This is a genomic window from Microbacterium sp. JB110 (assembly GCF_003335195.1).
Taxonomy (GTDB): domain Bacteria; phylum Actinomycetota; class Actinomycetes; order Actinomycetales; family Microbacteriaceae; genus Microbacterium.
The window spans coordinates 203,072-226,038 of the sequence record NZ_QPGM01000001.1 but is presented as its reverse complement, the minus strand read 5'-3'; the positions used below and the strand labels follow the sequence as shown (position 1 = coordinate 226,038).

Genomic DNA, 22,967 nt, shown 5'->3' with positions numbered 1-22,967 from the left:
CGCGATCGCCTCAGGATTCCGTGTCGTCCTGGTCTCCGCCGATCGCTCCGACGACGGGGATCGGGCCGCCGTCGTCGGCGCCCGTCCGCCGCCAGCGGGCGATCGCGTTGCCGAGGTGGTAGATGATCAGAGCCGCCAGCGTGCCGAGCACGATCGCGCCGAGCTGGAACGACCCCCATCCCATCGCGTACCCGCCGACCGCGATGACGAACGACACCGCGACGGTGTACTGATTGACAGGGCGTGAGAAATCGACCCGGTTGTCGACCCAGATCTTGATGCCGATGACGCCGATCAGCCCGTACAGCGCTGTCGTCACGCCCCCGAGCACCCCGGCCGGGATCGTGTTGAACACGACGCCGACCTTAGGCGAGAACGCGAGCAGAATGGCGAACGTGCCTGCCACCCAGTAGGCCGCAGTCGAGTAGACGCGCGTCGCGGCCATCACACCGATGTTCTCGCCATAGGTCGTGGTTCCGGAGCCGCCGAATGCTCCGGCCACCGTCGTCGCCACACCGTCGGCGATCAGCGCGCGACCCGTGTGCCTGTTGATGGACGGGTCGTTCGTCATCGTCGCCACGCCTCGCACGTGCCCGACGTTCTCGGCGATCAGCACCAGCACGACGGGGAGGAACATCGGCACGAGAGCCCACGCCGCAGGGTCGGAGAGGGCGACGAGGTGGAACTGCGGCAGCCCGATCCAGGCCGCATCGGACATCCCGGAGAAGTCGACCTGGCCGGTGGAAGCCGCGACGATGTAGCCGACGATCACGCCGAGGAAGATCGAGATGCGTCCGAGGAAGCCGCGGAACAGCACGCTGAACAGGATCGTCGCGGCGAGGGTCACCATCGCGACCTCCGGCTGGGCCTGGAAGTTGTTCCATGCGCTGGGTGCGAGGTTGAAGCCGATCAGAGCGACGATCGCTCCGGCCACCACCGGGGGCATCAGCTTCTCGATCCAGCCGACTCCGACCGCCTGCACGATGAAGCCGATGATCGCGAGCAGGATGCCGGCCGCCGCGACGCCGACCAGCGCCTGAGTGATCTGCAGGCCGCTCTCGAGGCTCTGCCCCGCGTTCACGGCCGTGATCGGGGCGATGAAGGCGAAGGACGAACCGAGGTAGCTGGGCAGGCGGTTGCGCGTGATGAGCAGGAACAGCAGTGTGCCGATGCCCGAGAACAGCAGCGTGGTCGAGACGGGGAAGCCGGTCAGGATCGGAACGAGGAACGTCGCGCCGAACATGGCGACGACGTGCTGAGCGCCGATCGCGAGAGTCGCCGGCCACGAGAGCCGTTCCTTCGGGCCGACGACCGCGTCGGGCGCAACGGTGCGGCCGTCGCCGTGGATCCTCCAGATGGGCATGTCTGTGCTCCTCATACGTCTCGCAGATGCTGTTGCTGCGGTCACCCTATCGGCATCCGGATGGCCGCATTCGCCCGCAGCCGCAGGCACGACCCCCGGACACACCTCGGGGTCCGAGCGCCGCAGCGCCCGGACCCCGAGTGAAAGGTGCTACTCGGCCTTCTCGTCCGAGGACTCGACCGTCTCGTCTGCCGACTCGTCGTCGGCATCCGGCGTCTCGTCGGCTTCCTCGTCCTCGCTGGGAACGAAGTCGGTCACGTCGACGGGGTTGCCGTCGGTGTCGACGACGGACACCTTGCCGAGCACGGCGCCGAGCGCCTTGTTGCGCGCCACGTCGCCCATCAGCGCCTGCAGCTGGCCGCCCTGCTGGATGGCCTGGATGAACTCCTGCGGTGCCATGCCGTACTGGCCGGCGGACTGGATCAGGTACTGCGTGAACTCGTCCTGCGAGACCTGCACGTTGAGCTGCTCCGAGATCGCGTCCAGGAGGATCTGCGTGCGGAACTGCTTCTCGCTGGCCTCGGTGACCTCGGCACGGTGCTCGTCGTCCTCGAGGCGGTTCTCCTGCTCGAGGTGGCGGTGCACCTCGTCCTCGACGAGCTGCGCCGGAACCGGGATCTCGACCTGCTCGAGCAGCACATCGAGCATCTTGTCGCGGGCCTTCGAAGCCTGGTCGAAGGCGCCCTTCGACTTCGCCTGCTCGCCGAGGCTGGCGCGCAGTTCGTCGATCGTGTCGAACTCGCTCGCCATCTGAGCGAAGTCGTCGTCCGCCTCAGGCAGCTCGCGCTCCTTGACGGCCTTGACGGTGACGGCGACCTCTGCCTGCTCGCCCGCGCGGTCGCCGCCGACCAGCGTCGACGTGAACGTGGTGTCCTCACCGGCGGTGAGCGATTCGATCGCCTCGTCCGTGCCCTCGAGCAGCTCGCCGGAGCCGAGCTCGTAGGACACGCCGTCGGCGCGGTCGATCTCGGTCTCCTCGATCTTCGCGACGAGGTCGAGCTCGACGAAGTCGCCCGTAGCGGCCGGGCGGTCGACCGTGACGAGCGTGCCGAAGCGCGCGCGCAGCTTGTCGAGCTCTTCGTTCACCGCGTCCTCATCGGCCTCGACCGCGTCGACCTCGACCGTGAGGCCCTCGAACGAGGGAATCTCGAACTCGGGGCGGACATCGGTCTCGATGTCGACGACGAGGTCGCCCGAGAAGTCCTTCTCGCTGGGCCATTCGACGATGTCGGCGGCGGGGCGACCGAGCAGCTTGACGTCGTGCTCGGTGACCGCGGCGCGGAAGAAGCCGTCGAGACCGTCGTTGACGGCCTGCTCCATGACGGCGCCGCGACCGATGCGCTGGTCGATGATCGGCGCAGGGACCTTGCCCTTGCGGAAGCCGGGGATCTGTACGTCCTGAGCGATCACCGTGTAGGCGTTGTCGATGCTCGGCTTCAGTTCCTCGGCGCTGACCGTAATGTGCAGCTTCACCCGCGTCTGGCTGAGCTTCTCGACGGTGCTGTTGACCATTCTGGTGCTTCTCCTCGTGACGAACCCGTGCGTGTTTCCGCCGGGCTTTTAGGTCTGGGGGCCGTATGTCGGGGCGACAGGATTTGAACCTGCGACCTCCCGCTCCCAAAGCGGGCGCTCTACCAAGCTGAGCTACGCCCCGGGTTTCCGCGCACGGCGAACCACGAAACGGCCTCCCAGAGTCTACGGCATCGCGCGGCCCGCCTGTTCTGAGGTACCTCAGAGCGGCGTGGCGGGCCGTGGTGCTGCCGAAGATAAGGCGTTCTGCCGATGCCTGCCCACCCCCTCAGAGCGGATCGTTCCTGTCGAAGGGACGGATGTTCCATGAGACGGGAGCCTGAGATGAACGACTGGATGTTCGCCATGAACCGGTACGAGAACGACGTGCGCGACGCCGAGCGCACCATCGCACAGCGCAGGTCGCTGCAGGAGCGCCGAGAGAAGCGGGCGATGAGCACCGGAACGGACATGATCGCCGCAGCGACCGGGCGGGTCCGACCGGCCGGTTCCTGATGGGCGTCGCAGCCCCGTGGCACGATGAGGACGTGAGTCCGTTCGAGTCAGCCACCGCGCTCATCGGCCGCGACAGCGAGCGCCGAGTGCTCGACGACGCCCTCGAGTCCGTCCGCGGCGGAACTCCGCGGACGGTCGTGATCGGCGGCGAGGCCGGCATCGGCAAGAGCCGGCTGCTGCGCGAGTTCCTCGCTTCCCACACGCACGACGCGCACGCGCTGCTCGGTCAGTGCGTCGATCTGGGCGACGTCGCCGCGGCCTACACGCCCGTGATCCCTGCACTGCGGCCGCTCCTCGCGCGATTGGGCACCCCGCGCGTGCGCGAACTGACAGGGGCGGGAGCCCGCGCCCTGCTCGCGCTCTTCCCCGAACTCGATGCAGCCGATGCACCGGCGGCGCTGGGGCCTGTCGAGCAGTTCCACGAGGCCGTCGCGACGGTGCTCGAGGCCGCGTCGACCGACGAGCCGGTCATCCTCGTCTTCGAGGACGTGCACTGGATCGACCCTGCGAGCCTCGGGCTGCTGCGCTTCCTGACCCGCGTGCTGACCACGGGGCGCATCCTGCTCGTCTTCAGCTACCGGTCGGACGACGTCGGTCGGGGTCATCCGGTGCGCCGACTGCTCGGCGAGCTCGAGCGCGATCGGGACGTCATCCGGATCATGCTGGAACGGCTTCTGCACGAACAGGTGCGCGACCTCGCGCTGGAGCTGCGCGGCGCCCCGCTTCCGGAGGCCGAGCTCGAGGGCCTGATGAGCCGCAGCGAGGGTGTGCCGTTCTTCGTCGAGGAGCTCGTCGCATTCGGCGACGACGATCCGCAGATCGTGCCCGAGACGCTGCGGGAGCTCCTGCTCGCACGCTACGAACGGTTGCACGACCCAGCGCAGCGGCTTGCCAGAGTATTGGCAGTCGGGGGCACGGAGGTCGAGCACGTGCTGCTCAGCCGCGTGTGGGACGGCGATGACCTCGACGAACGCGCGCGCGAGGCCCTGCTTGGCGGCGTCATCCAAGCCGATCACGACGCCTATCGGTTCCGGCATGCACTCGTGCGGGAGGCGATACTCGACGATGTGCTGCCAGGCGAGCACGAGCGCATCCACGCGCGGTACGCCGCCGAGTACGAGCGTCTCGCCGACGAGACCAAGCGCCCGCTGTCCGCCGCGATCGCGCACCACTGGATTCAGGCACGCGACCAGGTGCGGGCCTTCCCCGCCACGCTCCGTGCCGCACGGGAGGCCAGGGCGGCGCTGGCGTTCGGTTCCGCTGCCCAGCACGGCGAGCGCGCGCTGGCGCTGTGGCACGCCGTGCCTGATGCCGAACGCGTGGCCGGCATGTCGAAGCTCGCGCTGTCCGGGCGCACGACGACCCATCTGCGCAACGCGGGAGAGCTCGAGCGAAGCCTTGCCCTGGTCACTGCCGCGCTCGAGGAATGCGAGCCTGGCACGCTCGACGAAGCGCTCCTGCTGCACAACAGGGCGAAGGCGCTCGCGCAGCTGGCGCGCGAGGAGACCCTCGACGTGTTCCGCCAGTCCCTCGCCGCCGCGGAGAGGCTCGATGACGGCAGCGACCCGCGGCTGGCCGCCCTGCACTCCTCGGTCATGGTGTCGTTCTCCGGGCGGCTCATGCTCGCAGGGGCGGTCTCCGAGGCTCGCGAGCTCGCGCTGAGCGGCGCCGCGCTGGCTCGTTCTCACGGTGACGAGCGCACGGCATCCGTCGGCGTGAACGTCGCGGCAGTCTGCCTGGTCGCAACCGGAGACGCGGTCGGAGCGCTGAGAGAGCTGGAGGACGCCAAGAGGATCGCAGCGGACGACGGACCGGCCCAGGTGCGCTACTTCGTGAACGCCTCGGACGCCGCCCATCTGCTCGGTCAGTACCAGCACGCCGTCTCGCTCGCCCAGCAGGGCGTCGACGCGGCACGGCGGCTGGGCTTCGAACGCACCTCGGGCGTGCTGCTGTCATCGAACCTGGCAGAACCGCTGGTCTGGCTCGGCGAGTGGAGCCGCGCGGACGCGATCATCACCCGCGCGCTGTCGCTGGAGCCGCCGAGGTCCTATCGCACGCATCTCCTCGTCACGAAGGCGGCCATGCTGACCTGGCGGGGGAATGCTGAAGCCGCCGACGCGCTGCTGCGCGAACAGCGCACGGTGCTGGTCGCGAGCATGGCAGCGGAAGTGCAGTCGCTGATGGGAGTGGGCCGGGCCGCCACCGAGACCGCACTGGCCATGGGCGACGTCCAGGCGGCGTGGGAGCATGCGGCCGGGCTGCTCGACACCGACCCCGCGCGGCTGTGCGCGGGCCGAGTGCACGCCTGCGCGTGGCCGGCGGCACGCACCATCGCCGCCGCACGCGCATCCGGATCGCCCAGGGCGGCGGCCGACGCGGAGCCGCGGCTGCGGGCACTCGTCGCACGATTCTCCGAATGGCCGATCCACGACGTGTGGGCTCCCGTCATCGACGCCGAGCTCACGAACACGACCGACGCGTGGCGCGGGGCCCTGACCGCGGCGCGCGACGAGCGGGCACCCGTGCACCTGGAGCCGTACGTCCTGGTGCGGTTGGGCGAGTCGCTGATCACCGGCGGCGAGCGGAGCGCGGCACGCGACACTCTGACCGAGGCGATCGATGCCGCTGAGCGCGGCGGCGTCACCGCGATGCGCGAGCGTGCGCTGGAGCTCGCGGCCGACGCAGGGCTCTCCTCCGCCGGCCCACCGCGTCGGGGCGGCGGAGCGCTCACGGAGCGCGAGCAGCAGGTGCTCGCACTCGTCGCCGAAGGGCTGAGCAATGGGCAGATCGGTCAGCGGCTGTACATCAGCGGGAAGACGGCGAGCGTGCACGTCTCATCGATCCTGCGCAAACTCGGCGCCACGAGCCGCACCGAGGCGGCTCATCTCGCGAGCCGCGACCACGAGACGCGGTAGTCCTCTGCGATGAAACGAGTTCTGCCCCGGCTCGCGGCCGGGGCAGAACTCTTCGGAGGGGATGACGGGAATCGAACCCGCGTGACCAGTTTGGAAGACTGGGGCTCTACCATTGAGCTACATCCCCGCACTGCCTGTGACAGCGCATTCCACTATAGGGGAACAGAGCCCTCGTCCGTGAATTCGGTCGCTCGCGCGTGGCGGTCCGCCGTCGCGAGATAGCGCTCGGCATTGAGTCGGAGCCGCTCGACCTCCTCATCGTCCAGCGCGCGGCGCACCTTCGCGGGAACGCCAGCCACCAGCGACCGCGCAGGGACGAGGGTCCCTTCGAGCACGACTGCGCCCGCGGCCACGAGGCATTGGGCGCCGATGACGGCACCAGACAGCACGACGGCGCCCATGCCGATGAGCGAGCCGTTGCCGATGGTGCAGCCGTGCACGACCGCATTGTGGCCGATCGACACACCATCGCCGATGTCGGCGGGATACGCGGCGTCGACGTGGATCGACACGTTGTCCTGCACGTTGCTGCCGACTCCGATGCGGATCGTGTTCATGTCGCCGCGCACGACGGCGTTGTACCAGATGCTCGCCCGCTCGCCGAGTTCGACGTCGCCGACGACTCGCGCACCGTCGGCGACGAACGCGGAATCGGAAACCGTAGGAGAGGACTCGTCGACGGGGCGGACACTCGCTCCGGATGAAATGGTCATCCGGCCATCTTGCCAGGCCAGGGCAGGCTCACCCAAGCACTCTTAGGGAAGCCTTACTTTCCCCAGGTCAGAGGCGATTTAGCCCAGCCTCTGCTTGCTTGCGGAATACCTCAGCCGGAGTACCGTTGACATCAACACCGACCGTTTCTCGGGAAGGATCACACCATGACGAACCAGACAATCGCCACCACCGCCAGCGACCCGACAGTTGCCGCGGGCACGTCGCAGTTCCTCGCGCCCGTCGTTCTCGGTCTCCAGGCTCTGACGCTCAACGGGAAGCAGGCCCACTGGCACGTGCGCGGCCCGAACTTCGTCGGCGTGCACGAGTTCCTCGACACGGTCGTCTCTCACGCCGGAGAGTGGGCTGACACGGCCGCGGAGCGCATCGTCGCCCTCGGCCTGCCGATCGACGCCCGCGCGAACACGGTCGGCGAGAAGGCTGCCGCAACGAAGGTCGGCGCCGGCTTCGAGCAGTCCGAGCAGGTCATCCGCTCGGTCATCGCCGACATGGACGCGATCATCGCGGACACTCAGGCGGCGATCGACGGCCTCGACGAGGTCGACCTGACCAGCCAGGACATCGCGATCGGCATCAAGGCGGGCCTCGAGAAGGACCGCTGGTTCCTGTTCTCGCACCTCGCGTCGTAATCCGCGCACAAGGGCGCGCTCCGGGATCATCCGGGGCGCGCCCTTGTGCGTGCGCGGCAGAAACTCGGAGGTCGGGCAGATCCTCGGGGCAGAAAGCCGGGCCCCGTCCCAGGTTCTGCGTATTCTCCGACGTTCCGCGCGGTGGCCGCGTCCGAGGTCAGACCGCCAGGTGCGTGATCCTGCCGGCGAGCAGCGTCGCCGCCACCGGCATCTCGCGCAGCTCCCGCTCCCCTGCCGCCAGCGGATCCTCCGCGACCAGCACCAGGTCGGCGCTCTCCCCCGGCAGGATCCGCTGCTCCGCAGCAGATCCGCCGCGCGTCGAGGCAGCCAGGGCCGTCGCCGCGTCCAGCGCATTCTCCGGCTGCCACGGCGCCCTGGCGTCGTCGCTGCGGAACACGGCGGCGGCCACCTGTCGCCACGGGTCGAGCGCGGACACGGGTGCATCGGATCCGAAGACGAGGTTCGTGCCCGCCTCGTGCAGCGCGCGGAACGCATACGGCGCCGACGTCTGATCGGCCCACAGATCGTCGACCAGATCCCGATCCTCTACGGCGTGAGTGGGCTGCACGCTCGCGACGACGTCGAGCCGCGCAAACCGGGCGATGTCGGCGTGGCGCACCAGCTGCGCGTGCTCGATCGATCCTGCGGCTCCGGATGCCGCGAAGCCGTCGAGCGCGTGGGCGACGGCGACGTCGCCGATCGCGTGCACGGCGGCGCGCAGACCGCCGCCCGCCGCGCGGGTGAGGTGCTCGATCAGCTCGTCCGGCTCGACGTTGAGGTGACCGGTCGCACCGTCCGGCTCGATGCTGCGGCTGGCGCGGTATGCGTGCGAGCACGCCGCCGTGCGCGTGCCGAGCGAACCGTCGCTGATCACCTTGTACGGCCCCATCCGGATGAGCCCGCCCCCGTCGAGGGCGTCTCCCGTTGCGAGCCCGTCGTTCAGCGTCTGCTCGAGGCGGTGCGTATAGGTCGCCACGTCGACCCGCAGCAGGTCGAGGCCGGCCGATGCCCGACGCGCCCAGTCGTCTCCGCCCCACTCCATGTGCATGTCGACGACGCCGACGATGCCGCGGGCAGCCGCACGGCGGGCCATCCCCTCGACGGCGCGATCGAGCGTGGCCTCGTCGAGATCGCCGAGGCGCCGCGCCAGCTCGAACGCGTTCTCCTCGCGCACGAATCCGTCGCTGCTGGCCCAGCCCTCGCGCCGCAGTGCCGCGCTGTTCAGCCAGGCGCTGTGAAGATCGGCGTTGACGAGGTACGTCGGCGACTCCCCCGTGTGCCTGTCGAGCATGTCGAGACTCGGCGGCTCGGACCACAGCGCGTCGCGGAAGCCGGAGCCGACGCGGCGGCCGTCACCCAGCACGGGAGCATCCGCCATCGCAGCCGCCGCTTCAACGGCTGAGCCGGTGTGCGCCAGCGAGACGCGCTGGGCCTCCAGCGCCCAGGGCACGGCATGCACATGGTGGTCCCACATCCCCGGCACCAGCCACGCCCCCGCCGCGTCGAGAACGGCACCGCTGCGGCGAGCGAGGCCGGCAGGTGCGATGTCGACGATCCTGCCGCCGGAGAGGAACACGTCGTACGGTTCGGCCTCATCGATTGAGGCCAGCGGCATCAGCTCGCGGCCTGCGCCACCGATGCGCGCGTTCGCGATCACGTCGACCGTCTCGCCCACGTTCATCCGGTCACCCCTCTTTTCCGTCGTCGCGTGTCATACCTGTCCAGGCGATGCCGGTGCTCCCCGTCCCGAGCTGTCCGGCCCGCCGCGCGCTCACCTCTGGCAGGTCGGGCACCAGTAGAGCTTGCGGGCCTGCATCTCCTCCAGCACGATCTCTGTGCCGCACACCCGGCATGGCAGGCCGGCGCGGTGGTACACCCAGTGCCTGTCGTCACGGCTGGCCATCGCACGGCGCCACGCGTCGCCGGCGAGCCCGTCCATCGTCATCATCTGCCCGGTCTCGACGCCGACGCGCAGCAGCCGCTCCCAGTCGTGCCACATCTCGCGCAGCAGCGTCTCGGGCACCTGCTTGCCCGGCGCGTGCGGGTCGATGCCGGCACGGAAGAGCATCTCCGCACGGTAGACGTTGCCGATGCCGCTCACCACGGACTGGTCCATCAGAAGCTGACCGATCGCGACGCCTCTGCGACGCACAGCTGCGACGAAGCGCCGCTCGTTCTCGGCGGAGTCGCCCACGAGCGGGTCCGGCCCCAATCGGTCGATCACCGCTTCGATCTCATCCGGCCCTTCGACCGCACAGGCGGTCGGCCCGCGCAGATCGGCACAGGTCGAATCGGTCATCAGTCGTGCGCGCACCTGACCGACCACGGGAGGCGGCCACTGGTCGGACTCGTCGGCGAGGCCCTTGGTCTGCTCCGACATGCGCACGTGGGCACGAGTCTTCCGCGGGGCCCCGATCGACGCCAGCGAGTTCTCCCCCGCGTCGTCGAAGACCGGCTCGTCGAGATCGGTGCCGCGCTGGTTGGTCTGGCCCATCCGGCCGTTGGCACTGGCGATCGTCGGATCGACCTCGATCTCGCCGGCGAAGTCCCACGCACCGTAGAGACCGAGATGCACCCTCAGCCAGACGTCACCGGAGAACTCCAGGAACATCTGCTTGCCCACCGCACGCGCCGCAACGAGCTCGCGCCCGTCGAGCACGGACGCACCTTCGGCGAATCTGCCCTGCGGACTCGACACGGCAACAGCGCGGCCGACGAAGTTGCGGTCGAACTGCTTCGCGATGCGATGAACGGAATGGCCCTCTGGCACGGCGTTCCGCCCCGCCTACGCGCGCGGGTCGGGGTCGAGCGACCCGTCGGTCTCGAACGCCGCGATCTTGCCGATGCGTCGCGCGTGACGGTCATCGCCGGAGAACGGCGTGGCGATGAAGCGCTCGATGAAGGACACGACCTCCTCGAAGGTGTGCTGGCGCGCACCGATCGAGATCACATTGGCATCGTTGTGCTCGCGCGCCAGCTCGGCTGTCGACAGGTTCCAGACCAGCGCGGCCCGAATGCCTGCGACCTTGTTCGCCGCGATCTGCTCGCCGTTGCCCGACCCTCCGAACACCACGCCGAGGGCATCGACACCCGCGCGCTGATCGGTGACGACCGCCTGTGCCGCCCGGATGCAGAAGGACGGGTAGTCGTCGACCGGATCGTAGCCGACGGGGCCGTGGTCGACGACCTCGTGGCCGCTCGAAGCGAGGTGCTGCTGCAACTGGGTGGAGAACTCCAGACCGGCATGGTCGGTGGCGATGTGGATGCGCATGCTCAGCATTCTTCCCTATCTCGTACGGCTCACGGCTCGATGCCGGCCGCTGCCGGCTTCACACCGATGCGCGCGTTCACGCAGCACCCGGGTCGGCACACGTCGTACCACGGACCGAGATCCGTCATATGAGGGCGCTCGCTCGCCGGTGTGCCGTTCATTCGTTCCTCGATGAGGTCGACCAGCCCCGACACGAACGCCGGATGGCAACCGGGCGTCTGCGTGCGCACGAAGGCCAGACCCGCGTCCTCGGCCGATTCCTTCGCCTCGTTGTCGAGATCCCACATCACCTCCATGTGGTCGCTGACGAAACCGAGCGGCGTCACGGCGATGGCACTGATGCCCTCTCCCGGCAGTTCGGCGATGCGGTCGTTGACGTCAGGCTCCAGCCACGGCTGCGACGGCGGACCTGAGCGGGACTGGTAGACGAGGTCCCATCCGACCCGGCTCGCGGCCGGCACCTCGCCAGCGAGCCGCTGCATGATGTGCTCGGCGACAGCGGTGTGCTGCGCGGCGTAGGCGCCTCCTTCCGACCATTCGCGATCGCGAGGGCCGGAGAGGTCCGCGTCGCCGGTCGGAATGGAATGGGTGGCGAACAGCACGCGGATCTGTTCCGGCGCGATGCCGTCGGCGAGGTACCCCTCGACGGCTTCGCGCACGCCCTCATAGAACGGTTCGACGAAGCCCGGGTGGTCGAAGAACAGCCGCACCTTGTCGATCGTGACCGGGTCGTCTCCCTCGCCGACGCCGGTCTCGATGAGCGCGCGCGCGAAGTCCTCGCGGTACTGGCGGTCGCTGGAGTACGAGCTGTACGCACTGGTCGCCAACCCGAGCAGCGTGCGGTGGCCGTCCGCAGCGGCACGGGCGACCGTGTCCTCGATGTAGGGCGCCCAGTTGCGATTGCCCCAGTACACCGGCAGGTCGATCCCGCGGCGGGCGAGCTCCGCTTCCAGCGCCGCGAGCAGCTCGCGGTTGTGCTGATTGATCGGACTCACGCCGCCGAAGTGGCGATAGTGACCGGCGACCGCCTCCAGGCGCTCATCCGGGATGCCGCGCCCGCGCGTGACGTTGCGCAGGAAGGGGAGGACGTCGTCCTGCCCTTCTGGCCCGCCGAAGCCGGCCAGCAGCAGCGCGTCATACGCGACAGGAGTCTCGACGAAAGGGGCGCCGCCGCATGCGGCGGGCGAAGCGAAGGGAACGATGCCGGTGGTCACCGTGTCATCTTCTCACTCGCGGAGGCCTGCTCGGCCAGCCTTCGCTCAGCCGACATCCGGATCGGGTTTGGGCACATCCAGAGCCGAAGTTCACCTGTACCGCTTAGGCTTTACCAGTTGCCGGGGCTACCCACCCCGGATCCCCCGATTCTTCATAGAGGGAGACCCAGTGCCTGGAGAGAACCTCACCAGAGTGGAGGCGCAGGAGCGCCGCTCAGTCGTCGACACGCAGTCGTACGAGGTGACGCTCAACCTGACCAGGGGAGCCGAACTGTTCGGATCGCGCAGCGTCGCGCGATTCTCTGCCACAGAGGGTGCCTCGACGTTCATCGACCTGATCGCGACGAGCGTGAACGAGATCACGCTCAACGGCCGCCAGCTCGAGCCCAGCGAGGTGTACGCCGATTCGCGCATCCGCCTCGACGACCTCGCCGCGGAGAACGAGCTGGTCGTCGACGCCGACTGCGCCTACACCAACACGGGTGAGGGGCTGCATCGCTTCGTCGACCCGGTCGACGGCGAGGTCTACCTGTATTCGCAGTTCGAGGTGCCGGATTCGCGTCGAGTGTTCGCCGTCTTCGAGCAGCCCGATCTCAAGGCGACCTTCCAGTTCACGGTGACCGCGCCGTCTGCGTGGCAGGTCATCTCGAATCAGCCGGCCCCTGAGCCGATCCCCCACGACGACCGCGCGACGGCCACATGGGGCTTCGAGCCGACGCCGCGGATCTCCTCGTACATCACCGCCCTCGTCGCAGGGCCGTACGAGGTCACCCGCTCTGAGCTGACCAGCTCGTCCGGCCGCGTGATCCCGCTCGGAGTGTTCGCGCGCAGGAGCCTGTGGGACCACGTCGATGCCGACTACATCTTCGACAAGACGCGCCAGGGCTTCGCGTACTACGAGGAGAAGTTCGGCGTCGAGTACCCGTTCGCCAAGTACGACCAGATGTTCGTGCCGGAGTTCAACGCGGGCGCCATGGAGAATGCCGGCGCGGTGACGTTCACCGAGTCCTATGTCTTCCGCAGCAAGGTCTCCGATGCGGTGCGCGAGCGGCGCGTGGTGACGATCCTGCACGAGCTGGCGCACATGTGGTTCGGCGACCTCGTGACGATGACGTGGTGGAACGACCTCTGGCTGAACGAGTCGTTCGCGGAGTGGGCGTCGACCATCGCCACGGCAGAGGCCACCGAATGGGAGGGCGCGTGGACGACGTTCAACGCGATGGAGAAGACGTGGGCGTACCGACAGGACCAGCTTCCGTCGACGCACCCCGTCGTGGCCGAGATCGGTGATCTGGAAGACGTCCAGGTCAACTTCGACGGCATCACGTACGCCAAGGGCGGCTCCGTGCTCAAGCAGCTCGCCGCCTACGTCGGCATCGACGCGTTCTTCGCCGGTGTCGGGGCGTACTTCCGCAAGCATGCGTTCGGCAACACGACCCTGCGCGACCTGCTCGTCGAGCTCGAGGAGACCAGCGGCCGCGATCTGTCGGCCTGGTCGGCGAAGTGGCTCGAGACGGCGGGCGTCAACACGCTGTCGCCGATCGTCGAGGCAGACGTCGACGGCGCCATCACACGGTTCGCCGTGATGCAGACGGCGCCGGCCGACTACCCCACCATCCGTCCGCACCGACTCGGCATCGGGTTCTACGATCTCGACCGCGGATCGCTGGTGCGCACGCACTACGCCGAGATCGACGTGGACGGCGATGTCACGAACGTCGACGAGCTGAAGGGCCGTCGCCGCCCCGCACTCGTGCTGCTCAACGACGAGGATCTCGCCTATGCGAAGATCCGGCTCGACGACGTCAGTCTCGACACCGCGATCGAGCACCTCTCCGACATCGCGGACCCCCTCGCCCGCTCGCTCGTCTGGGGCGCGGCATGGGATCAGGTGCGCGACGGCGAGACTCCGGCCAGCGAGTACATCGATCTGGTGCTGCGCAACATCGCCGCCGAGACCGAGTCGACGACGATTCGCACCACGCTCTCGCAGCTGCAGCTCGCGGCGAACTCCTACGTGGCACCTGAGTCGCGCGAGTCGTCGCGCCGCCGGGTCGCGGACGGCCTCTGGCTGCTGCTCAGGCAGGCCGCAGCGGGCAGCGACGTGCAGCTGCAGCTCGCAACCGCGTTCGCCAGCGCCGCGTCCCACCGCGACCACTGGGCGACGGTGAAGGGCATCCGCGACGGCGCCGTCGACATCGACGGCCTCCAGATCGACACCGATCTGTCGTGGCAGCTGCTCATCTCTCTCGCGGCAGGCGGTCTCGCCGGCGACGCCGAGATCGATGCTGCGCTGGCCGACGACAACACGGCCTCGGGCGCAGAGCTGGCCGCCAGAGCCCGCGCCGCGCTGCCCACGGCCGAAGCGAAGCGCGCCGCCTGGGAATCGCTGGTCGAGCGCGACGAACTCCCCAACACCATCGTTCGTTCCGCGGCGGTCGGCTTCGTGCATCCGGCCACGCGCGACGCGCTCGACGAGTTCGTGCCCCGCTACTTCGACATGCTGCTGCCGATATGGGAGAGCCGCACCTATCAGATCGCGTCGTACCTGATCGAGCTGCTCTACCCCGCGCCTCTTGCGAGCGTCCAGCTTCGCGACGCGACGCGCAGCTGGTTGAGCACCCACTCCGATGCGCCGGCGGCGCTGCGCCGACTCGTGCACGAATGCCTCGCCGGCGTGGAGCGCGCGCTGAACGCACAGGCGCGCGACGCGGAGTGACCGTGGAGGAGCAGGAGAGCTTCTACGACCAGGTGGGCGGGCGCGAGACGTTCGCCCGCCTGGTGCGGGAGTTCTATCGGGGCGTGGCCGACGATCCGGTGCTGCGTCCGATGTATCCGGAAGAGGACCTGGGCCCGGCCGAGGAGCGCCTGCTGATGTTCCTCGAGCAGTACTGGGGCGGCCCGAAGACCTACAGCGAGCAGCGGGGCCATCCGCGGCTGCGCATGCGCCACGGCGGGTTCCATGTGAATCCCGATGCCCGCGACCGCTGGCTCGCGCACATGCGCGCGGCGGTCGACGCCCTCGACCTCCCGCCTCTGCACGAGGAGACCCTCTGGGACTACCTCAACCGCGCAGCCCACTCCCTGGTCAACACCTTCGACCCCGCCCCCGAGCGCTGACTGCCGAAGTGCCTCGGGGTTGTCGAGATGCCCCGGTGCGGACGCCTTTTCGGACCATGTTGTGGCACCTCGCGAACTGAAGCGCGGTCGTCAGCCGGTGCTTCTGACCTGAGTGAGGCCGGATGCCGCCGGGCCGCGGGAGAGCACGTGGCCGCGCCCCAGGGAGACCCTCGTCCAGCGCCCGGATGTCGCAACGCGCGCAGTCTCCTCGCCGGCGATGAACCCGAACGCGAACGCCGCGAACGCGACGCCGCGCGGAAGCGACAGCACGTCATCGTCCGCCTCGCCCCACACGGTGCCGCGCACCGTACGGACGATCTCCTCGCCAGGGCTGTCCGGCAGCTGGTGCGCGACCGCTGAGATGCCCCATTGGGCACGGGCGGCGAGGGTCGCGGCCGCGATCTCCCCGCGGTGCTCCCAGCCGCCGCGGGGCGGCGCGACGCCTGCCCATGCCGGAGCGAGCGCTGTGTCCGGCAGCTCGAGCTGAGCGGTATCCTCCGTCTCCCCGAGCGAAGCGACGACGAGGTCGCACTCCAGCTCCGGATCGACGCGCAGCGCCCGCATCGCAAGCACGGTCGGCGTGCGGTCGAGCAGGCCCTGCGGAGCCAGCGCCGCGCTCGTCATGGCGAGCACTCCCCCGCCAGCCTGCAGCCTGACGCCGTCGGCTCCCGCGTGCTCCGCCCTCCCTGCGAAGGTCAGCGCGTCCCGCGCCGATTCCGAGTCGGGAAAGATCAGTCGAGCGGCCATCCCACCAGCCTATCCGGCAGCGAGTGAGCGCTGACCCGGCTCGGATACGGTGCCGCCCTGCGAGCAGGTTCCGTCTGACTCAGCGTGCCAGACGGGCGCATAGACTGGCTCCCGTGAGCGAGACGCCTTCGACCGACCCCGTGTCCCGGCTGCGCGAGTACCTCGATCTCGAAGAGCCGGGAGCCCGCACCTCGAGCGACATCTTCGTCGGCCGGTCACAGCCGATGCCGATGGGCCGGATCTTCGGCGGACAGGTGCTGGGTCAGTCGGTGATCGCCGCCTCGCGCACACTCGAGGAGCCCCGCCAGCCGCACTCCTTCCACGGCTATTTCCTCCGTCCCGGGAATGCGACCAAGCCCGTCACATTCGCCGTCTCGCGCATCCACGACGGTCGCTCATTCGCCCGCCGCGCTGTGCAGGCGTACCAGGACGGCACTCCGATCTTCTCCGCCATCGCATCGTTCCAGGACGACGATCCCGGTCTCTCGCACCAGGTGCCGATGCCTGAGGGTCTTCCGGAGCCCGAAGATCTGCCTGACCCCGCCGAGACCTACGCCACGCATCCGATGTCGGGCAGGCTGCTGCTCGACAACCCCGTCGAAGTGCGGCACACGGCCGGGGACGTCTGGTTGCACGTCGACGAAGCCACGCCGCGCCAGGCGGTCTGGACGCGCGTGCGCTCGCGCCTCGGCGGCGATCAGACCCTGCACCGAGCCGCGCTCGCCTACCTCAGCGACTTCACGATCCAGGAGCCGGTGCTGCGCGCGAACGGCGTGCCGTGGGCGACGCCCGGCCTGAACGTCGCGAGCCTCGACCACGCGATCTGGTGGCACCGCTCGGTCACTGCCGACGAGTGGATGCTCTACGTACAGGAATCACCGAACTCGGGTGGGGGCCGCGGTCTCAGCCTCGGACGGCTGTACTCGCGAGACGGGACGCTCGTCGCCACCGTCTCTCAGGAGATCATGGCGCGCGTGCCGGAGCGGGGCGCTCAGGGCTGACCCGCCGTCGGATCAGGCCGCTGCGGATTCCTTCAGGCACGCCTCGAGCGCCACCCAGCCGAGCATCGCGCATTTGATGCGCATGACGTACTTGGCAACGCCCTGGAACGCCGCGGCGTCCTCGAGCCGTTCCGACGGCTCAATCGAACCTCGCGAACGCAGCATCTCGCGGAACTCGTCGATGCGCGCGAGAGCGTCGTCGCGGGTCGCGCCGGCAAGCAGATCACTCATCACCGACGCGGACGCCATCGAGATGCTGCACCCCTGCCCCTCCCAGTGCAGGGACGCGATCTCGCCGCTCTCGTCGACGGTCGCGCCCATGGTGATCTCGTCGCCGCACGACGGGTTCAGCTCATGGTGAGAGTGCGCTTCCGCCGATGGGTCGCCCTTCCCCTGCGGGTCGCGCGAATGGTCGAGGATGAGCTCGCGATAGAGGTCGTCGAGTCCGCTCATGTTGTCACTCCGAAGTAGTCGCGCACCTCGCCGAGCGCCTCGCCGAAGCGGGAGACGTCGTCGATATCGGTGTAGACGGATGCACTGGCGCGCACTGTCGCCGGCACGCCGAGCGCGCGGTGCAGCGGTTGCGCGCAGTGATGCCCGGTCCGGATGGTCACTCCCCTGTCGTCGAGGAACTGGCCGACGTCGTGGGCGTGCACGCCGTCGACGATCACGCTGGCGATCGCCGCGCGCTCAGCCCCGGGTGCCGGCCCGATGAGACGGACGCCTGGAGTACGGGTCACCGTCTCCACCAGCGCTTGGGCGATTCCCTCCTCGTGCGAGCGCACGTCGCTCATGCCGAGAGAAGCGAGATAGTCGGCAGCGGCGCCGAAGCCGATCGCCTGAGATACGGGCTGAGTTCCCGCCTCGAAGCGGTTCGGCGCCGGCAGGAACTCGGCCTCGTCCATCGTCACGGTGGTGATCATCGATCCGCCCGTGCGTGCAGGCGGGAGCACGTCGAGCAGCTCGGCACGGCCGTACAGCGCGCCGATGCCGGTCGGGCCCAGCATCTTGTGAGCCGAGAACGCCGCGAAGTCGACGCCGAGCGCGCTGACGTCGACGGGCATGTGCGGCACGGACTGGCAGGCGTCCAGCACGGTGAGCGCACCGACCTCGGCCGCCACGCCCACGACATCTGTGACGGGAGCGATCTGCCCTGTCACGTTGGACACGTGCGGGAAGGCGATCAGCCGTGTGCGAGAGGAGACAGCGCCGCGCATCTCGTCCAGCGACCACAGCCCGTCGGCGTCGACTGCGACATGGCGCAGGACGGCGCCTGTGCGCGCAGCGAGTCGCTGCCACGGGATGAGATTGGCGTGGTGCTCCGCCTCTGTGACGACGATCTCATCGCCCGCTGAGAGCGCGAGCTCGGCGCTGCCCAGCCCCTGCGAGGCATCCGAGATCCCGAGCGCGATCATGTTGATCGCGTCCGTGGCTCCTGCGGTCCAGACCAGCTCCCGCTCGCCTGCACCGACGAACGCGCCGACCCGCTCGCGCGCCGCCTCGAATGCCCACGTCGCCTCGCCCGTGGCGACGGACGAACCGCGGTGCACGGCCGCATAATCGGCCCTGACGAAGTCAGCTTCGGCGGAGATGACGGTCTCGGGGCGCTGCGATGTCGCACCGGAGTCGAGGTACACGACATCCGGATGCGCTGCGTAGTAGGGAAAGTCGGTGCGACGGAGTCGTCCGAGGGTGCGGGTAGTCACCCTTCCAGTGTCTCGCAGTCCTGATGTGCCGGCGCTGTCAGGCCGTCTCGACGAACGGTGCCCACTGCGTCCGTGCGGCCTCGGGGATCCGCACGGGCCGCATCGTCTCCTGTGAGGCGAGCACGATCACGGTCGAAGCCGTCGCGAACAGCACGTCTTCGCCCTCGACGTCGCCCCGGATCTCATACGCGACATGCATCGACGATCCGCCGAGTCTGGTCAGCCAGACCTGGAAATCGATCGGCGCCTGCACGTACGGCACTGGTGCCAGGTAGGTGACGTCCTGCTGCGCGATCAGGGTGAAGAACGGACCATCGTCGCCGACCTTGAGCTCGCCGTCGAAGACCGCCAGCGGGGAGCTCAGATCCGAATCCTCGTGCTTCCAGAAGGCGCGCACGCGCGCCTCTTCCATCAGCTTCGTGATCGCCGCGTTGTTGACGTGGCCGAAGGCGTCCTGGTCTCCCCAGCGAAGATGAATCGGGATGTGCACTCGCGTCATGCTCACATCCTGCCACCGGCGCTTGGCAGCGTGCGCAACCCGATCTCGACGGCGCTACACCATAGCCGCCCCACGCTAGCCGCAAAACGACCGTGAGAGAACCGGCTATTCTATAACGGTCGGATAACAGGTGCGCGGTCGCCCCGAGCGCCCCTCAACCCCGCGGCATCCCCATGATCACGGGGAATATGAGGGGGTCCGCGTCGACGCCGTGATCGAAACGTGAAGGTGCGCTTCGCCGCGACAAGGAGACACAATGGGGAAGCGATGCCCGGAACCCCCGGGCATTTCTGTTGAGAGTGGCCCATCAGAGGCCGCCCCTCTGCGAAGACAACCGAGGAGAACTTTGAGCAACGAAGAGATCGCATTGCGCGCGGAGGGCCTGTACAAGGTCTTCGGCCGGCGCGGTGGCGAGGCCGTTGAACGTCTCCGTGCGGGTCAGAGGCGCGATGAGCTCGGCGGCGGCACCACTGCCGCGGTCATCGATGCCTCCTTCGAGGTCAAGCGCGGCGAGATCTTCGTCGTCATGGGGCTGTCAGGCTCCGGCAAGTCGACCCTCATCCGCATGCTGAACGGACTGTTCGAGACGACGGCAGGGACGATCTTCATCGGCGACGACGAGCTGGCCTCGGCCAGCACGGGCGAACTCCGCAAGATCCGACGTGAGCGGGTGTCGATGGTGTTCCAGCACTTCGCACTGTTCCCGCACCGCACGGTCGCGTTCAACGTCGCGTACCCGCTGAAGCTGCAGGGCGTCGACAAGGCGACCCGCGAGGCGAAGGCCGACGAGATCCTGTCGCTGGTCGGCTTGGACGGCTGGGGCGACAAGTTCCCTCACCAGCTCTCCGGCGGCATGAAGCAGCGCGTCGGCATCGCCCGCGCTCTGGCCGCTGACACCGAGATCCTGCTGATGGACGAGGCGTTCAGCGCCCTCGACCCTCTCATCCGGCGCGAGATGCAGGATCAGCTGATCGAGCTGCAGGAGACGCTGGGCAAGACGATCATCTTCATCACGCACGACCTCAACGAGGCGATGCTCCTCGGTGACCGGATCGCTGTGATGCGCGACGGAGAGATCGTGCAGATCGGAACGCCCGAGGACATCCTCACCGACCCGGCCAACGACTACGTCGAGCAGTTCGTGCAGGACGTCGACCGCGCCCGCGTGCTCACCGCAGGCAACGTGATGGAGAAGCCCCGCGCCGTCGTCTCGCTCACCTCCGGCCCGCGCACCGCACTGCGCACGATGCGCGACACGAACTCGGGCGCCGCCTACGTCGTCGACCGCGACCGCAAGCTGCTCGGCACAGTCGACGACCGCAGCGCCGTGAAGCTCATCCGGAAGGGTGAGCGCTCGCTCGAGGGCGTCATCAAGAACGACGCCGTGAGCGTGAACGAGGATTCGGTCCTGATGGACCTGTTCGTGCCTTCCGTCGAATCGAAGCTCGCCGTCGCCGTGGTGAACGAGGCGGGGAAGCTGATCGGGGTGATCCCGCGAGTGACGCTTCTGGCGGCGCTCGGCCCTGGACCAGGAGCAACCGAGGAGATCACCCTGCCGCAGCAACCCGTGCCATCCGCTGAGATCGACGAGATCCTCGCCGCCACAGATGAGAAGGGAGCCTGACCATGGACTGGTTCCCTCGCATCGAACTCGGCAAGTGGGTCGCAACCGGTATCGACTGGATCAAGGACAGTCTGGGCGGCCTGCTCGATCTCTTGTCCTCAGTATCTGAGACGCTTGTCGGCGGGTTCGCCGATCTTCTGGTGATGCCAGCAGCCTGGGTGATCGTCGTCCTCTTCGCTTTCCTGAGCTGGCTGCTGCGCTCGTGGAAGTTCGCCATCACTGTTCTGGTGATGTTCCTGCTCGTCGTCGGCCTCGACCAGTGGGAGGAGACGATGCAGACGCTTTCGCTCGTAGTCGTATCGGCCGTACTGGCCGTCATCGTGGCCATCCCAGTCGGAATCTTCGCCGCCCGCAATCGTTTCGTCAGCGCGATCGTCAAACCGATCCTCGATCTGATGCAGACGATGCCGGTGTTCGTGTATCTGATCCCGGCGATCGTGTTCTTCGGCCTCGGCGCTGGCCCCGCAGTCTTCGCGACCTTCCTGTTCTCGATTGCGCCAGGCGTGCGTATGACCGAGCTCGGTATCAGAGGTGTCGACTCGGAGACCGTCGAGGCAGCGACCGCCTTCGGTGCGCCCAACAGGAACATCCTGTTCGGCGTGCAGCTGCCACTCGCAATGCCGACCATCATGGCTGGTGTCAACCAGGTGATCATGCTCGCCCTGTCGATGGCCGTCGTGGCGGGTATGGTCGGCGCAGACGGTCTCGGGAAATCTGTGACGGCCGCCATCTCGCAGAACAACGTTGCGCTCGGCGTCGAGGCCGGCCTCTGCGTCGTTCTGCTGGCCGTCTTCCTCGATCGCCTCACAGCAGCGGTCGGAACGCCGAAGGACTACCCCTCCTCACTCATCCGAATCATCCAGATGTCGCGGCAGCCAGCTGCGTAACCAGACCTCCCCACCAATCCCGCATATGTTGCGGAGAAAAGAGAGGACCAATCACATGATCAAGCGACACAACCTTGTCAGGACCAGCGCCGCCGTAGGTGCGCTCGCTCTGGCCGTCAGTCTGGCAGCCTGCACGGGCGACGATGATGGCGGTCAGGCCGCCGACGACTGCATCGTCGATGACGCGAATGCATCTGCGCCGGTCCAGCAGCCAGAGTCGAACGCCGTTGCCGCGAGCCACACTTCGCAAGCGGCTTCAGCTCAGAAGGCTCCCGCGGCCGTCGACGGCGAGACGATCAAGCTCGGCTTCATTCCGTCCTGGACGGATGGGCTCTCGACCGCGTACCTGCTCGAGGACCAGCTGGGCAAGCTCGGCTACAACGTCGAGATGACCGAACTGACTGACGCCGGTCCCCTCTACGCTGGTCTCGCCGGCGGCGACGTCGACCTCTACCCGTCCGCATGGAACGAGAGCACGCACGCTTCCTACATGGAAGAGTACGGCGACAGCCTGGAGGACCTCGGCGCTTACTACGACAACGCCGTGCTGACGATCACCGTGCCCTCGTACGTCGACGTCGATTCGATGGATGAGCTCGCCGACAAGGCCGACTGCTTCGGCGGCGAGATCATCGGAATCGAGCCGGGCGCCGGTCTCACCGAGACCACGCAGGACTCGATGATCCCGGCTTACGGCCTCGAGGACGCCTACGAGCTGACCACCTCATCGACGGCGGGCATGACGACCTCGCTCGACGAGGCGATCAACAACGAGGAGCCGATCGTCGTGACGCTGTGGCGTCCTTTCTGGCCATACGGCTCGTATGACCTGAAAGACCTGGAGGACCCTGAGGGTGCCATGGGCGAGCCCGAGGCGCTGCACTTCCTGGGTCGCGACGGCTTCGCCGAAGACTTCCCTGAGGCGGCGGAGCTGATCGCGGGCATCAAGCTCGACGACAACTCGTACGGCTCGCTCGAGGACACGGTCGTGAACCAGTTCGAAGACGGCGATGAGCCCGCCGCCATCGACCAGTGGGTCGAAGAGAACCCAGAGGCATTCGAAACTCTGGTCACGGAGTGATCTGAGCGGACCATCGTCCGACGCCCCGCGCCTGCTTCCGAGCAGGCGCGGGGCGTTCTCGTTGCTGCGCGGCCGCGCGGCGCAGAGAAAGTTGATGCCCCGGATGATCATCCGGAGCATCAACTCAGCCAACCGAGCGAGCTCGGTCTGCTC

Annotated in this window: 20 protein-coding genes and 2 tRNA genes; 9 read left to right on the top strand and 13 right to left on the bottom strand. The window is 68.3% G+C overall.

What is annotated here, in order from left to right; translation table 11 throughout:
• Window positions 1-10: 10 nt before the first annotated feature.
• The 3 genes from CIK77_RS01050 to CIK77_RS01040 form a co-directional block, all read right to left on the bottom strand.
• On the bottom strand, window positions 11-1,363 hold the full coding sequence (locus tag CIK77_RS01050; RefSeq protein WP_087055533.1) for a uracil-xanthine permease family protein: 1,353 nt from the start codon (window positions 1,361-1,363) through the stop codon (window positions 11-13).
• A 150-nt stretch (window positions 1,364-1,513) separates the two neighbouring features.
• A complete protein-coding gene (gene tig, locus CIK77_RS01045) occupies window positions 1,514-2,875 on the bottom strand; it encodes a trigger factor (protein WP_087055534.1) in 1,362 nt (453 codons plus the stop codon).
• Window positions 2,876-2,943: 68 nt separating this feature from the next.
• Window positions 2,944-3,017: transfer RNA gene (locus CIK77_RS01040), tRNA-Pro, on the bottom strand.
• 182 nt (window positions 3,018-3,199) lie between these two features.
• On the opposite strand from CIK77_RS01040, the gene CIK77_RS17495 reads away from it, so the two are divergent.
• Together CIK77_RS17495 and CIK77_RS01035 are read left to right on the top strand one after the other, a co-directional pair.
• Window positions 3,200-3,388 (top strand): hypothetical protein, encoded by a 189-nt coding sequence (locus CIK77_RS17495; RefSeq protein ID WP_140403549.1) that lies wholly within the window; start codon window positions 3,200-3,202, stop codon window positions 3,386-3,388.
• Between the two features lie 32 nt (window positions 3,389-3,420).
• Window positions 3,421-6,303, top strand: coding sequence for a helix-turn-helix transcriptional regulator (locus CIK77_RS01035; RefSeq protein WP_170934181.1), 2,883 nt, complete (start codon window positions 3,421-3,423; stop codon window positions 6,301-6,303).
• A 56-nt stretch (window positions 6,304-6,359) separates the two neighbouring features.
• Here the strand turns inward: CIK77_RS01035 and CIK77_RS01030 are convergent.
• Both CIK77_RS01030 and CIK77_RS01025 read right to left on the bottom strand, forming a co-directional pair.
• Window positions 6,360-6,430, bottom strand: a tRNA-Gly gene (locus CIK77_RS01030).
• A gap of 25 nt (window positions 6,431-6,455) precedes the next feature.
• Window positions 6,456-7,016, bottom strand: a complete 561-nt coding sequence (locus CIK77_RS01025) for a gamma carbonic anhydrase family protein (RefSeq protein WP_087055536.1) — start codon at window positions 7,014-7,016, stop codon at window positions 6,456-6,458.
• Window positions 7,017-7,181: 165 nt separating this feature from the next.
• On the opposite strand from CIK77_RS01025, the gene CIK77_RS01020 reads away from it, so the two are divergent.
• Window positions 7,182-7,664: a Dps family protein gene (locus CIK77_RS01020; protein ID WP_087055537.1), complete on the top strand. Its 483-nt coding sequence runs from the start codon at window positions 7,182-7,184 to the stop codon at window positions 7,662-7,664.
• A gap of 157 nt (window positions 7,665-7,821) precedes the next feature.
• On the opposite strand, the gene CIK77_RS01015 is transcribed toward CIK77_RS01020, so the two are convergent.
• The 4 genes from CIK77_RS01015 to CIK77_RS01000 all read right to left on the bottom strand — a co-directional run bounded on the left by CIK77_RS01015 (window position 7,822) and on the right by CIK77_RS01000 (window position 12,149).
• The gene (locus CIK77_RS01015; protein WP_087055538.1) at window positions 7,822-9,345 is read right to left on the bottom strand and encodes an amidohydrolase; all 1,524 of its coding nucleotides are present in this window, start codon (window positions 9,343-9,345) and stop codon (window positions 7,822-7,824) included.
• Between the two features lie 90 nt (window positions 9,346-9,435).
• Entirely contained in the window at window positions 9,436-10,434 is a 999-nt protein-coding gene (locus tag CIK77_RS01010; RefSeq protein ID WP_087055539.1) for an Fpg/Nei family DNA glycosylase, read from the bottom strand.
• Between the two features lie 15 nt (window positions 10,435-10,449).
• Complete coding sequence (locus tag CIK77_RS01005; RefSeq protein WP_087055746.1) at window positions 10,450-10,935, bottom strand: ribose-5-phosphate isomerase; 486 nt, start codon at window positions 10,933-10,935, stop codon at window positions 10,450-10,452.
• Window positions 10,936-10,964: 29 nt separating this feature from the next.
• Window positions 10,965-12,149, bottom strand: coding sequence for a ferrochelatase (locus CIK77_RS01000; RefSeq protein ID WP_087055540.1), 1,185 nt, complete (start codon window positions 12,147-12,149; stop codon window positions 10,965-10,967).
• 169 nt (window positions 12,150-12,318) lie between these two features.
• On the opposite strand from CIK77_RS01000, the gene pepN reads away from it, so the two are divergent.
• Both pepN and CIK77_RS00990 read left to right on the top strand, forming a co-directional pair.
• Entirely contained in the window at window positions 12,319-14,868 is a 2,550-nt protein-coding gene (pepN, locus tag CIK77_RS00995) for an aminopeptidase N (protein ID WP_087055541.1), read from the top strand.
• 2 nt (window positions 14,869-14,870) lie between these two features.
• Window positions 14,871-15,269, top strand: a complete 399-nt coding sequence (locus CIK77_RS00990) for a globin (protein WP_249268638.1) — start codon at window positions 14,871-14,873, stop codon at window positions 15,267-15,269.
• Window positions 15,270-15,359: 90 nt separating this feature from the next.
• Here CIK77_RS00990 and CIK77_RS00985 read toward each other — a convergent pair whose 3' ends face one another.
• On the bottom strand, window positions 15,360-16,016 hold the full coding sequence (locus tag CIK77_RS00985; RefSeq protein WP_087055543.1) for a hypothetical protein: 657 nt from the start codon (window positions 16,014-16,016) through the stop codon (window positions 15,360-15,362).
• 113 nt (window positions 16,017-16,129) lie between these two features.
• On the opposite strand from CIK77_RS00985, the gene CIK77_RS00980 reads away from it, so the two are divergent.
• Entirely contained in the window at window positions 16,130-17,017 is an 888-nt protein-coding gene (locus tag CIK77_RS00980; protein ID WP_249268639.1) for an acyl-CoA thioesterase, read from the top strand.
• A 12-nt stretch (window positions 17,018-17,029) separates the two neighbouring features.
• On the opposite strand, the gene sufU is transcribed toward CIK77_RS00980, so the two are convergent.
• Genes sufU through CIK77_RS00965 form a run of 3 tightly spaced genes read right to left on the bottom strand, consistent with a single transcriptional unit; the run spans window position 17,030 to window position 19,222 of the window.
• Window positions 17,030-17,470, bottom strand: coding sequence for a Fe-S cluster assembly sulfur transfer protein SufU (sufU, locus tag CIK77_RS00975; RefSeq protein ID WP_087055544.1), 441 nt, complete (start codon window positions 17,468-17,470; stop codon window positions 17,030-17,032).
• Window positions 17,467-18,723 (bottom strand): SufS family cysteine desulfurase, encoded by a 1,257-nt coding sequence (locus CIK77_RS00970; RefSeq protein ID WP_087055545.1) that lies wholly within the window; start codon window positions 18,721-18,723, stop codon window positions 17,467-17,469. The genes sufU and CIK77_RS00970 overlap by 4 nt, the downstream gene beginning before the upstream one ends.
• Window positions 18,724-18,760: 37 nt before the next feature.
• Window positions 18,761-19,222, bottom strand: a complete 462-nt coding sequence (locus CIK77_RS00965) for an acyl-CoA thioesterase (RefSeq protein WP_087055546.1) — start codon at window positions 19,220-19,222, stop codon at window positions 18,761-18,763.
• A gap of 346 nt (window positions 19,223-19,568) precedes the next feature.
• Here CIK77_RS00965 and CIK77_RS00960 point away from each other — a divergent pair, with 346 nt between their 5' ends.
• From CIK77_RS00960 to CIK77_RS00950, 3 genes are read left to right on the top strand one after another with little or no spacing between them, the layout of a single operon-like run.
• On the top strand, window positions 19,569-20,846 hold the full coding sequence (locus tag CIK77_RS00960; protein WP_249268640.1) for a quaternary amine ABC transporter ATP-binding protein: 1,278 nt from the start codon (window positions 19,569-19,571) through the stop codon (window positions 20,844-20,846).
• 2 nt (window positions 20,847-20,848) lie between these two features.
• Complete coding sequence (locus tag CIK77_RS00955; RefSeq protein WP_087055548.1) at window positions 20,849-21,733, top strand: ABC transporter permease; 885 nt, start codon at window positions 20,849-20,851, stop codon at window positions 21,731-21,733.
• Window positions 21,734-21,788: 55 nt separating this feature from the next.
• Entirely contained in the window at window positions 21,789-22,814 is a 1,026-nt protein-coding gene (locus tag CIK77_RS00950; protein WP_087055549.1) for a glycine betaine ABC transporter substrate-binding protein, read from the top strand.
• Window positions 22,815-22,967 lie beyond the last annotated feature (153 nt).